Here is a 12,625-nt window from a genome sequence, read left to right on the forward strand (position 1 = left end):
ATTCCCGCCGGCTTAACTGAGCCTTAACAGGCCTTTGATGGGCGGGCCCCGTCCCCATATTGGACTACGATGGAAGTTCACCACCCGGAGGAAACATGATCCCCAATCTGCAGAAAACCTACGACGTCTCGGCCAACCGCGCCGTCCGCCACCAAGTGCTGCGCAATACCTACTGGCTGCTGGCGCTGTCGATGATCCCGACGGTGCTGGGCGCCTACATCGGCATCACCACCCGCCTGCCCATCATGAGCGGCGGCCTCGGCTTCCTGCTGTTCTTCGCGGTCGCCTTCGGCTTCATCTTCGCGATCGAGAAGACCAAGAACTCGGCGGCCGGCGTGCCGGTGCTGCTCGGCTTTACCTTCTTCATGGGCCTGATGCTGACCCCGCTGCTGCGCTACACCCTGGGCTTTTCCAACGGCGGCGCGCTGATCATGGGCGCCTTCGGCGGCACCGCCATCATCTTCGCGGCCATGGCGACCATCGCCACCGTCTCCAAGCGCGATTTCTCGGGCATGGGCAGCTGGCTGTTCGCCGGCACCATCGTGCTGATCCTGGCATCGGTGGCCAACATCTTCCTGCACCTGAGCGCGCTGCACCTGGTCGTGCTGGTCATGGCGATGGGTATCTTCTCGGCCTGGCTGATCTATGACGTCCAGCGCGTCATCAACGGCGGCGAGACCAACTACATCTCGGCTACCCTGTCGATCTACCTGGATCTGTACAACATCTTCACGGCATTGCTGCAACTCCTGGGCATCGGCTTCGGCAACCGCGACTGAGCGCATTTACGGGCCTTGGCCCACCCTGAAAGCCGGCCTGAGGGCCGGTTTTTTTATGTACAATAGCTGAATGTCACGTAGCCTGGTCCATGTATTACTGTCGCTGCTGCTGCTCGTTTCGCAGCAGCTGTCGCTGGGCCACGCCTACTCGCACTGGACCGACGTCCGGGAATCGCTGACCCAGCAGGCGGACGACAGCGGCGGCAAGCCGTCCAAGCCGGTCCTGCACGAGCAGTGCGGCCAGTGCGCCGCCAGCGCCCAGGTCGCGTTCGCCCTGCCGGCCACGGTCCGGCAATTCATCCCCGCCGAGCTCGCGTACGCCGTCCCCAGCCTCGCGCCCACGCCCGGCATCTGCCTGCTGGCGGCCTGCCCCTTCCAGCAGCGCGGCCCACCTCTGGCCTGATAACGCCTTTTCGCTTCACCCGTCGCGCCGGCTTGCCCAGCCAATCCGGCCGCACGGACCGTTATCCATTTGCCCGAGGTTTTAAACGATGAAAAAGATTCAACCGACGCTGCTCGCCAGCGCGATCCTGCTCGCCTACGCCCCCGCTTTTGCCGCGCCTGCACCCGACCTTCCGCCCGACGCCGACCAGGCCGTCAATAACGGCAAGGTGCAGCAGGTGGTCGTCACCGCCAACCCACTCAGGAACAGCGAAGGCGACCAGATCCTGGCCCCCGCCAAGGTGCTGGCCGGCGACGAACTGCGCGACAAGGTCGGCAGCTCGCTGGGCGAGACCCTGCAGGGCGAACTCGGCGTGTCGGCTTCGGCCTTCGGCGCCGGCGCCTCGCGCCCCATCATCCGCGGCATGGAAGGCTCGCGCGTCAAGATGCTGGAAAACGGCATGGCCACCTCCGACGTGTCCGGCCTCTCGAACGACCACGCGGTGGCTTCCGAAGGCGCGGTGGCGCGCCAGATCGAGATCCTGCGCGGCCCCGCCGCCCTGCTCTACGGCTCGGGCGCCATCGGCGGCCTGGTCAACGTGGTCAACGAACGCATCCCGACCGCGCTCGAAGACAAGCCCACCGGCCAGGTCGAAACCCGCTACAGCACGGTCGACAATGGCCGCAACGTCTCCGGCTCGCTGGACGGCGCGGCCGGCCACGTTGGCATGCACATCGACGGCAACTGGCGCGACACCAATGACTACAAGATCCCTGGCAGCCGCGTGCTGAACGATCCGGCGTCGGGCAGCGGCCGCCTGCCGGACAGCGACACCAGCGAGCGCAGCATCGGCGCCGGCGCCTCCTACATCCGCGACTGGGGTTATGTGGGCGTGTCCGCGAATCACTTGTCGAACAATTACGGGATTCCGAGCGCAGAAGGTTCGCGCATCGACCAGCGCCAGAACCGCTACGACCTCGACAGCCTGGTCCACGAACCCTTCAATGGCTTCGAGACGGCGCGCTTCAAGGCCGGCTTCACCGATTACCGCCACGCGGAGCTGGGCGAGGATATGGCGCCCGAAGTCGTCTTCAGCAACCGCTCCTTCGAATCGCGTCTCGAACTCACCCACAAGCCACTCAGCGGCTTCCACGGCACCTTTGGCGTGCAGACCGAAAACACCCACTTCTCGGCGCTGTCGGCGGCGGGCGGCCCGGACACCGTGCCGGTCACCCACTCCACCTCGAGCGCGGCCTTCCTGGTCGAGGAAACGCACGTCGGGCAGGTGGCGGTGAACGCCGGCCTGCGCTACGAGAACGTGCGCCGCGAACCGGTCGGCAATGTCGAGCGCAGCTTCAACCTGGGCTCGGGCTCGGTGGGCGCCCTGTGGCCCTTCATGAGCGGCTACAGCGCCGGCGCCACCCTGTCCTATGCCCAGCGCGCACCGGCCACCGACGAGCTGTACTCGGGCGGCCCGCACGACGCCACCCTCACCTTCGACGTCGGCGACGCCAACCTCAAGAAAGAGATCTCGCGCAATATCGAGCTGTCGGTACAGAAGACCAGCGGCCTGCTGCGCTGGAAGGCCAACGTGTTCCGCAACAACGTGTCCGACTTCATCTACGGCCATATCACCGGCCTGTCGCTCGACGAGGAGGGCAATGCGGGCGGCGAATTCCGCCAACGGCTGTTCGAGCAGGCGCCGGCCCACATCCAGGGCGTGGAAGCGGAGCTGACCTGGAACCAGACGGGCATGGGCTGGAACGGCCGCCTGTTCGCCGACGGTTCGCGCGGCAAGCTCGACATCGGCGAAAACCTGCCGCTGCAGCCGGCCGACCGCATCGGCGCCAGCGTCGGCTACCGCCAGGCCGACTGGCGCGCCGGCCTGTCCTGGACCCATGCACGCGGCCAGGACCGTCTGGCCGGCTTCGAAAGCACGACGACGCCGGGCTACAATCTGGTCGACGCCAACCTGTCGTACACGCAGAAGCTGGACAAGCTCGACCTGACCTGGTTCGTGCTGGCGAAGAACCTGCTGAACCAGGATATTCGCCTGTCGACCTCGCTGCTGAAGGACATTTCGCCGCTGCCGGGACGCAATCTGGCCTTCGGCGTGCGCGCGCACTTCTGAGGCAGATTCTGCGAGGAAATAGCTGAATCCTGGTGAGAAATGTCCATTTTTCCCAGGAAAATCTATTTTTTCTCAACCGCGTTCCAGCTTATGCATTTGCGCATAGAATGACCACTTTCGGACTCGAAGGCGATCAGTATGGAAGCGGCTACGCGCGACTTTCATCTCCTCGACACCTCCGGCGCCGTGCGCGCCGGATACCACCTCCATGACTGGTCGGGTTCGCCCCTCGGTTCGCCCGACCAATGGGATCCGGCACTGCGCAACGCGGTCAGCGTGATCCTGGAATCCGAGTTTCCGATGTACATCGCCTGGGGTCCCAGGCTGATCATGCTGTACAACGCCGCCTACATCTCCCTGCTCGACGGCCGGCATCCCTCCACGCTGGGCGCACCCATTACCGAAGTCTGGGCCGAGCAATGGCCGGGCATGAAGCCGCTGGTCGACCGCGCCCTGGGCGGCCACTCCACCTACGGCGAAGACGTGCCGCGCACCATCCGCCGCGCCGGCAAGCCCTACCACGGCTGGTTCACGCTGGCCTATTCGCCGGTGCGCGACAGCGCCGGCGCGGTGCGCGGCGTGCTCTGCGTGATCAGCGAAACCACCCCGCGCGTACAGCTGGAACGCCGCCACGCGGTGCAGCTGCAGGTGGTCGACAGCCTGCGCCGCCTGCACCACCCCAGCGACATCGTCGAAGCCGCCTGCGCCATGCTCGGCAGGCACCTCGAGCTGGACCACGCCTGCTACGTCGAAGGCGACGGCACCGGGGCCGGCTTCGAAGTCGTGCACGACTGGGCGCGCGACGGCGCCGCCGCGATGGCCGGGCGCCGCGCCCGCATCAAGGATTTCGGCCCGGCCGCGCTGGCCCTGCTGCGCACCGGCGCGCCGCTGGCGATCCGCGACACCACCAGCGACCCGCGCGTGCCCGAACACGGCGCGCGCTACGCGGCCGCGGGCGCGCGCGCGATCCTGGCGCTGCCGAAACTGCGCCGCGGCCAGCTGCAGGCCGCCCTGGTCGGCTATGCGTCGAGCGAGCGCGGCTGGGATGAGGAAGAATGCAAGCTGGCCGCCGACATCGCCGAGCGCAGCTGGGAAGCGCTGGACCGGATGTCGGCCGAGCAGGCCCTGCGCAATGCCGTGGCGCGCCAGACCACGCTGCTGGACATGAACGAATTCCGCCTCGAGCTGGCCGACCTGCTGCGCCGCCTCGACGACCCGGCCCAGATCTTCGTCCAGACCAGCGCCATGCTGGGCCGCTTCCTGCAGGCCAGCCGCGTGCTCTACGGCGACTACGACGCCGACCGCCAGCTGCTGACCTTCCATTCGAACTACACCGACGGCATCGTCACCGACCTGAGCGGCACCTTCCCGGCCCATTTGTTCGGCGCCGCCAATTTCAGCGCGCTGACCCAGGGCACGACCTGGGTGGCGAGCGACGTCCAGCGCGACCCGCGCACCGGCGGCCCGGACACCTGGCCGACCTATGCCTCGCTGCAGATCCGCTCCTGCGTGGTGGTGCCGGTGCACCGCAACGGCGCGCTGACGACCTGCATGTTCATCCACGACAACCTGCCGCGCGTGTGGAGCGCCGACATCGTGCGCCTGATGGAAGACGTGGCCGAGCGCTCCTGGAGCGCGCTGGAGCGCGTGCGCGCCGAGGAAGCGCTGCGCCTGGCCGACCGCCGCAAGGACGAGTTCCTCGCGATGCTGGCGCACGAGCTGCGCAACCCGCTGGCGCCGATCTCGGCCGCCGCCCAGCTGCTGAACATGGGCCCGCCGGACAGCGCACGCGTGGAGCGCACCAGCGCCATCATCGCGCGCCAGGTGGCCCACATGACCGGCCTGATCGACGACCTGCTGGACGTCTCGCGCGTGACCCGCGGTCTGGTGGTGCTGGCGCGCAACCAGGTCGACCTGCGCCGCGTGATCGACGACGCCGTCGAGCAGGTGCGCCCGCTGATCGAAGCGCGCCGCCACCAGCTGAGTCTGCAACTGGCGCCGGAAATCGGTCCGGCCTTCGTCCAGGGCGACCCCAAGCGCCTGGTGCAGGTGATCGCCAACCTGCTCAACAACGCCGCCAAGTACACGCACGAAGGCGGCAAGCTGAACGTGTGGATGGGCGCTACCCCGGACCACCTGCTGGTGAGCGTGAAGGACGACGGCATCGGCATCGCCGCCGACCTGCTGCCCACCGTGTTCGACCTGTTCTCACAGGCCGAGCGCACCCCCGACCGCTCGCAGGGCGGCCTGGGCCTGGGCCTGGCGCTGGTGAAGAGCCTGGTCGAGCTGCACGGCGGGATGGTGACGGCCTCCAGCGAAGGCCGCAACATGGGCACCGAATTCACGGTACGCCTGCCGCGGCTGCAGAGCACTGGCGCCGACGCCGGCGCCGCCCTGCCCCCGCCGGCTGCCTCGTCCGAAGGGACGCAGGGCCTGAGGCTGATGCTGGTGGACGACAACGAGGACGCCGCCATGACCCTGGGCCTGCTGCTGGAATCGAGCGGCCATACGGTGGCGGTGGTGCACGACCCGCTCGAGGCGCTGGTACGCGCCGGCGACGAGCGTTTCGACGTGTTCCTGCTGGATATCGGACTGCCGGGCATGAGCGGCGTGGAACTGGCGCGCCGCCTGCGCAAGGTACCGGGCCAGGATGGCGCGGTGCTGATGGCGATTTCGGGATACGGGCAGCGCTCGGACCGGGATGATGCCGAGGATGCGGGCTTCGATCGCTACTTCGTCAAGCCGGTGGATGCGGAAGAACTGACGCAGGCCTTGGCGGCGGTGACCGCCAAACGCTAACTCGTCATCCCCGTGAAAACGGGGATCCATACTGAGCTTGGCGAAGTCCCGTCGCTGGCATCGCGACTGCAGGTGCTCAGTATGGATTCCCGCCTGCGCGGGAATGACGACAGATTACGCCTCCGGCTGCGAACTCTGCTGCACTTCCTTCACCTCGAACTGCCGCGGCACGAAATCCTCCAGCAGATCGAACACCCCGATCGACTCCACGTGCGAGGTATGCGGGAACATGTTCGCAATGCCCGCCTTGCTCAGCTTGTAGCCGGCGCGGTGCGTCAGGATGCCGGTGTCGCGCGCCAGGGTCGACGGGCTGCAGGACACGTACACGATCCGCTTCGGCAGCAGCTCCGGGTTCGTCAAACGCAGCTCGGCGAGGGCGACGGCCAGCGCCACCGCGCCGTCGCGCGGCGGGTCGACCAGCATGCGGTCGAACTTGCCCAGGGCGATCAGGTCGTCCTTGGTGATCTCGAACAGGTTGCGCGTCGAGAAGCTGGTCTTCCGGTCCAGGCCGTTGGCGCGCGCATTCTCCAGCGCGCGCGTGGTCAGCGCGGTGCTGCCCTCGATGCCCACCACCTCTTTCGCCTGTGTCGCCAGCGGCAAGGTGAAATTGCCGAGGCCGCAGAACAGGTCGGCCACGCGGTCGCCCGGCTCCACCTGCAGCAGGCCCAGGGCCTTGTGCACCAGCAGGCGGTTGATCTGGTGGTTCACCTGGGTGAAATCCGTCGGCTTGAAGGGCATGCGGATGCCGAATTCAGGCAGCGTGTAGTACAGCTCTTTTTTCTTCGGGTAGTACGGGTAGGCGGTATCCGGGCCCTTCGGCTGCAGCCACCATTCGATGTTCCACTGGTCGGCGAAGGCCTTGACCAGCACCTCGTCGGCCGGGCTCAGGGGCGCCATGATGCGCAGCACCAGCACGGTGCTCTCCTCGCCCACCGCCAGCTCGATCTGCGGCATCTGCTGGTAGATCGACAGGGAGCCGATCAGCTCGCGCAGCGGCACCAGCATCTTCGCCACGTGCGGCGGGACGATGTAGCAGTTGCTCATGTCGGCCACGTAGCTGGAGTGGCGCTCGTGGAAGCCGACCAGCATGCCCCCCTTCTTGGCCACGTGGCGCACCGACAGGCGGGCGCGGTAGCGGTAGCCCCAGGTCGGGCCGTACATCGGGCGCATGATGTTCTCGGCCTTGGTCTTGCCGATGTGCCAGAGGTTATCTTCCAGCACGCGCTGCTTCATCGCCACCTGGGCCGAGGGCTCCAGGTGCTGCATCGAGCAGCCGCCGCAATGCCAGAAGTGCTCGCACTTCGGCTCGACGCGCATGGACGAAGCCTTCTTCAGCGTGACCATGCGGCCCGATTCCCAGTTCTTCTTCTTGCGCAGGGTCTCGAAGCTGACCGTCTCGCCCGGCAGTGCGCCTTCGACGAAGATCACCTTGCCCGGCGAGCCGTCCTCGTTCTCCAGGTGGCCGACGCCGCGCGCGTCCATGTCGAGGGATTTGATTTTGATGAAGGTTTCTTGCATGGTCTCTGAAGAAGATGGCTGCATCCGGCCGCTGCCGGAGAACCCGCCATCATAGCAGCGAATCGCGCACCACGCCACGGGCGGCCATCGCCCTTTTCAGCTTGACGAGGGCTTCCTGCTGGATCTGGCGCACCCGCTCGCGGGTCACGCCCATCTCTTCGGCCAGGGTCTCGAGGGTGGCTGGATCGTCGTTGTCGAGGCCGAAGCGGCGCATCACCACCACGCGCTGCTTGTCCGGCAGCTTTTGCAGCCAGTCGCGCACCAGCAGGGTCATTTCGTGGTGCTCGGCGCGCGCGTCCGGGCTGACGTCGCCTTCGTCGGGCAGCATGTCCATCAGGCTGGTCTGCGGGTCGTTGTCGAGCGGGGCGTCGAGCGAGGCCGCGTGCTCGGACAGGGCCAGGATGTCCTGCACCTCTTCCACCGGGCGCCCGACCAGGCTGGCGATGTCCTCGGCGCTGGCTTCCTTGCCGTCGTGGTGCTGGGCTTCGAGGTGGTACTTCGCGCGCAGCACCTGGTTCAGCTCGCGCACCATGTGCACCGGCAGGCGCACGGTGCGGGCCTGGTTCATGATGGCGCGCTCGATGCTCTGGCGGATCCACCAGGTGGCGTAGGTCGAAAAGCGGAAACCACGTTCCGGCTCGAACTTGTCGATCGCGCGCATCAGGCCGATGTTGCCCTCCTCGATCAGGTCGAGCAGGACCACGCCGCGGTTGATGTAGTGCTTGGCGATCGAGACGACCAGGCGCAGGTTGTGCTCGATCATTTTTTGCCGGGCGGCAAAATCTCCAGCCTTGGCCAGGGTCGCGTAATGCACTTCCTGCTCGGCCGTGAGCAGCGGCTTGGCGCCGATCCGGTTCAGATAGTGCTGGGTGGTGTCGGTGGAGAGCTCGGCCTGCAGCACGCTCTTGAGCTCGTCGACACCCTCGGCGGGCGCCGCCGCGGCTTCCGGCAGGAGTTCGGCGCGCTCGCTGCCGTCGGCGCCGAAGTCGCCGTCGCCCAGCGCTTCTTCCGGCACATCGTCCGGCGCGTTGTCCGGTATGTCCTGGTCCAGCGGGTCGGGCGGCAGCGTCATTGGTCCTCGCTAACGACTGGGCAGGAACTTCGACGGGTCGACCGGCTTGCCCTGCTGGCGTATCTCGAAATGCAGTTTGACCGTGTCGGCATCGGAATCGCCCATCTCCGCGATCGCCTGGCCCTTGGCCACGCTTTCGCCTTCCTTGACGAGGATTGCGCGGTTGTGCGCATATGCCGACAGCAGGCTGTTGCTGTGCTTAACAATCACGAGATTACCATATCCGCGGATGCCGCTCCCGGCGTACATCACCTTTCCGGGACCGGCGGCCATTACCTGCTGGCCGAGCCTGCCTGCGATATCGATGCCCTTGTTCTTGCCTTCGTCGAAAGTGGCGATGATCCGGCCATTGGACGGCCACATCCAGCTCAGCTTCTCGTCGTCGTTGGCGGTGACGGTGCTGCCGGCGGCAAGCGCGCCGGATGGGCGTTCGACGGCTTTCGGGTTGACGCTGGGGTTGTCGTCCTTCTGGGAATCGGCCAGATTGCCTTCGGTGTAGGGCTTCTTGTCGCCGCGCGGCGCGGTTTTCTTGGGCGGGGCGGCCGGTTTCTCGGCGCCGGGCATGGCGATCGGATTGGTGCCGGCCAGGCCGTTGTTGTTGCCGCGGTCGGGCGGCGTCACGCGCAGCACCTGGCCCACCTTGATGTCGTCCGGATCGGCGAGATTGTTCCAGGCGACGATGTCGCGGTAGTTCTGGCCGAAGTCGAGCGCGATGCGCAGCAGGGTGTCGCCCTTGCGCACGGTATAGCTGCCGCGCGCGTCGGCTTTCGGTTCGTCGGAGGCCGGGGCAGCCGGCGGCGCCGGGTGCGAAACGCGCGGCGCCTTGTTGGCGGCTGGCGGGGCCGGGCGGTCGATCACGGGCGCCTGGCGGGTTTCGGTGCTGCAGGCGCTCAGCACGATACCGATGGTCAGCAGGGCTAGGCGGGGTGTTGGTTTCATTCTCATCTAATTCTGTTACGACTTTCTGGCACTCTCAGACGGTGCCTGGCCGCAGCGGGACAAAATGGCAGGCTTCCAGCGTTTCGCTGGTCCATTCCGATTTGCCGGTGCGGGTGATGCGCTGCAGGTGCTGGACCTGGGCGCCGACGGGCGCCACCAGCCGGGCGCCGATGGCCAGCTGCTCGAGCAGTGCCCGTGGCACCTCGAGACCGGCCGCCGCAAGGATGATGCCGTCGAAGGGCGCCACTTGCGGGAGCCCAAGCATACCATCTCCGTATTGCAAGCGTAGATTTGCGATGCGCAAGGGTCTCAGGTTGGCCTTGGCCAGCTCGTGCAGCGGCTTGATGCGCTCGATCGAATACACCTCCTGCGCCACGCAGGACAGCACCGCGGCCTGGTAGCCGCAACCGGTACCGATCTCGAGCACACGGCGCAGCGGCTGGCCGCTGCCTCTGAGCAATTCGATCATGCGGGCCACGATATAAGGCTGCGAAATCGTCTGGTTATGGCCGATCGGCAGCGAGACGTCGGCATAGGCCTGGCTCGACAGGGCCGGCTCGATGAACATATGGCGCGGCATGGTTTCCAGCGCGGCCAGCACCTGCCCGTCCTTGACGCCTTGACGCGCGACGTAGGCCGCCATGGCCCGGCGCGGCGCCTCGGTGGCGGCCAGGTCGGAGCGCTGCATGGTCTGCTGCGGCTGGGTCGGTTGGGGTGTGCCGGGCGCCGCCGGGCGCGGGCTGGCCGCCGGTGCCTGCCTGCCCTGGGCCTGGCTGGTGCGCGCGTTCTGGGTTGCCGTCTGCGGCGTCGCGACCGGCGCCGGCGCAGCAGGTTTTCGAGGGCTTGCGCCCGTCACGGAGGACAGCGGCAAGGGGAAGTTGCTGCGCTTTTCGTTCATTTCAACCACCCTCGCAGCGAGGCCAGCTGGTCACGGTGGGTCAGGTCCACCTGCAGCGGCGTGATCGACACCTGCCCCTGGCTGGTGGCGTAGAAGTCGGTGCCCTCGCCGGCATCGCGGCAGGCGCCCGGCGCGCCGATCCAGAAGATCTCGCGCCCGCGCGGGTCCTGGCCGCGGATCACGGGCTCGGCCTGGTGGCGGCGCCCGAGCCGGGTCGCGGTGAGCGGCCCCATCTGCTCATAGGGCAGGTTCGGGATGTTTACGTTCAGCAGGAAGGGCGATTCCAGGATCTCGAAATGGCGCAGCACGATGTCGCGGGCGACGCGCGCGGCCGATTCCACCTCGGCCCAGCCGCTGTGGACCTGGGATAAGGCGATTGCCGGGATGCCGAACAAATAAGCTTCGGTCGCCGCCGCCACCGTGCCCGAGTACAGGGTGTCGTCGCCCATGTTCTGGCCGTTGTTGATGCCGGAAACGACGAGGTCGGGACGGTAATCCAGCATTCCGGTCAGGGCGATGTGCACGCAGTCGGTGGGCGTACCGTTGACAAAATAGAAACCGTTCGCAGCTTTCGACACCGACAGCGGCCGGTCCAGCGACAGCGAGTTGGAGGCGCCCGAGCGATTGCTGTCGGGAGCGACCACCACGATGTCGGCGACCGCGGCGAGCGCGTCGGCCAGCGCCTGGATACCAGGCGCAAGATAGCCGTCGTCGTTACTGATAAGGATTCGCATGCGTGCGATTTTACCTGAAGCAACGGCTGTATCGACGCTTAGGGCTGCACATTTATTGCTCATCGGGACGAACCGCACCCTGCCGAGACCGTCGCCGGCGCGGCCAGCCGTCGCGCATGCGCCACACCGGCGCCCGGCGCAGTTACAGCTCTTTGCGGCTCAGTTACGGATCACGCGCCTGCCCTCTTCCATTGCGTGCAAGCCTTCTTCCAGCGCGATCACATGCTGTTCCAGGCGGCGCGCGGCTTCCAGTTCGTCGCCCTGCTGGCCCAGGTAGAGCTGCCCCAGCCGCGCCAGCTCACGCGCCAGCGGCGCGTCGCCCGCGCGCTCGCGCAGCGCCGCCACTGCCTGCACCAGCCGCACCTCGGCCAGCGGCCGCCACGGGAAATGGCCGGGCTCCATCCACTCGAGCAGGGTCTCGATGCTGCGCACCGGGCCCAGCCGGTCACGCTCGGCGCCGCGCGGCGCCGGCAGGATGGACTCGGCGATGCCGGCCTGCAGCAGCTGGACTTCATCCAGATAGCTGTCCAGGCCGATGCCGGCCAGGCCGTAGCATTCGCCCAGCAGATCTTCGAGCACGGCCTGGTAGCCCGGCTGGCCCTGCCCCTCCCTGCCGTGGCGCCAGCCCAGCCGCCCCTCGACCGCGCCGTCCGGCGGACTGGGCAGCGGATAGACCAGCAGCGGGCGCTGTTCGTCTTCGTGGCTGCAGCGGTAGTCGAGGGCGCGCCGCACCACGCCGCCGAGGCCGTCCAGGCTGCGCGGCTCCGGCGTGAACAATCCCACCATCTTGTCGGGCAATAAAGCCGTGCAGACGCTGGTGGCGGCCGAGCGGCCGGCGCGGCAATCGACCAGCACATGGGCGAAGCGCCGCGTGAGGTGTGCGGCAAAGCTGCGGAACAGCGCCGGGCAGGCGCAGAACAGCGCGTCCCAGTCGAGCCGGTCGACCCGTTCGCCGTAGCTGTCGTCGAAGCGGCCGGCGCGCATCAGGTAGAGCGGGCGCGTATCGTCGACCCGTTCGAGGTAGCTGTCCCAGTCGACGGTCTCGAGCACCTGCTCGGCCAGCTCGCGGACTTCGTCGGCCGGCGCACGCCCGAGATCGTGCAGGCGCTCGCGGCAGGCTTCGAACAGTTCGAGCACGCCCGGCCGCCCGGCTTGCGCGTCCTCGCTCGGAAAATAATGGTGCAGGCCCGGCCCTTCGAGGTCCCAGTCGATCATCAGCACCGGCGTTTTTGCGTGTTTTCTTCCAGCCAATAGCCATGCGGCATGAACAAGCGCGCGACTGCGCGCACCCGCGCCATCGTACGCGTAAAACGTCGTCACCTCGCCGGCAAGCGCCGGCGCGGCGGTGATGCGATTCGTATCCATATTGCTCC

Annotated in this window: 10 protein-coding genes; 4 read left to right on the forward strand and 6 right to left on the reverse strand. The window is 67.2% G+C overall.

Annotated features, from left to right (window positions below):
• Positions 1–95: 95 nt before the first annotated feature.
• The 4 genes from AC07PE_RS01495 (at position 96) to AC07PE_RS01510 (ending at position 6,091) form a co-directional block, all read left to right on the forward strand.
• Positions 96–779, forward strand: a complete 684-nt coding sequence (locus AC07PE_RS01495; RefSeq protein ID WP_498760918.1) for a Bax inhibitor-1/YccA family protein — start codon at positions 96–98, stop codon at positions 777–779.
• A gap of 70 nt (positions 780–849) precedes the next feature.
• Complete coding sequence (locus AC07PE_RS01500) at positions 850–1,182, forward strand: DUF2946 family protein (RefSeq protein ID WP_498760920.1); 333 nt, start codon at positions 850–852, stop codon at positions 1,180–1,182.
• Between the two features lie 88 nt (positions 1,183–1,270).
• Positions 1,271–3,292: a TonB-dependent receptor gene (locus tag AC07PE_RS01505; RefSeq protein ID WP_498760922.1), complete on the forward strand. Its 2,022-nt coding sequence runs from the start codon at positions 1,271–1,273 to the stop codon at positions 3,290–3,292.
• A gap of 138 nt (positions 3,293–3,430) precedes the next feature.
• On the forward strand, positions 3,431–6,091 hold the full coding sequence (locus AC07PE_RS01510) for a hybrid sensor histidine kinase/response regulator (RefSeq protein ID WP_498760924.1): 2,661 nt from the start codon (positions 3,431–3,433) through the stop codon (positions 6,089–6,091).
• Positions 6,092–6,205: 114 nt separating this feature from the next.
• Here the strand turns inward: AC07PE_RS01510 and rlmD are convergent, their stop codons facing one another.
• The 6 genes from rlmD to AC07PE_RS01540 all read right to left on the reverse strand — a co-directional run bounded on the left by rlmD (position 6,206) and on the right by AC07PE_RS01540 (position 12,617).
• Positions 6,206–7,609 (reverse strand): 23S rRNA (uracil(1939)-C(5))-methyltransferase RlmD, encoded by a 1,404-nt coding sequence (gene rlmD, locus AC07PE_RS01515; protein WP_498760926.1) that lies wholly within the window; start codon positions 7,607–7,609, stop codon positions 6,206–6,208.
• A gap of 49 nt (positions 7,610–7,658) precedes the next feature.
• On the reverse strand, positions 7,659–8,681 hold the full coding sequence (gene rpoS / locus AC07PE_RS01520; RefSeq protein ID WP_498760928.1) for an RNA polymerase sigma factor RpoS: 1,023 nt from the start codon (positions 8,679–8,681) through the stop codon (positions 7,659–7,661).
• A gap of 9 nt (positions 8,682–8,690) precedes the next feature.
• The gene (locus tag AC07PE_RS01525; protein WP_498760930.1) at positions 8,691–9,620 is read right to left on the reverse strand and encodes a peptidoglycan DD-metalloendopeptidase family protein; all 930 of its coding nucleotides are present in this window, start codon (positions 9,618–9,620) and stop codon (positions 8,691–8,693) included.
• Positions 9,621–9,654: 34 nt separating this feature from the next.
• Positions 9,655–10,518 carry a protein-L-isoaspartate(D-aspartate) O-methyltransferase gene (locus tag AC07PE_RS01530; protein ID WP_498760932.1) on the reverse strand — a complete coding sequence of 288 codons (864 nt, stop codon included), beginning with the start codon at positions 10,516–10,518 and terminating at the stop codon, positions 9,655–9,657.
• Entirely contained in the window at positions 10,515–11,252 is a 738-nt protein-coding gene (surE, locus tag AC07PE_RS01535) for a 5'/3'-nucleotidase SurE (RefSeq protein ID WP_498760934.1), read from the reverse strand. Before surE ends, AC07PE_RS01530 begins: the two co-directional genes overlap by 4 nt.
• Before the next feature lie 159 nt (positions 11,253–11,411).
• On the reverse strand, positions 11,412–12,617 hold the full coding sequence (locus tag AC07PE_RS01540; protein ID WP_498760936.1) for a hypothetical protein: 1,206 nt from the start codon (positions 12,615–12,617) through the stop codon (positions 11,412–11,414).
• Between the last annotated feature and the right edge of the window lie 8 nt (positions 12,618–12,625).

The organism is Telluria sp. GW821-FHT07G12 (genome assembly GCF_059418525.1).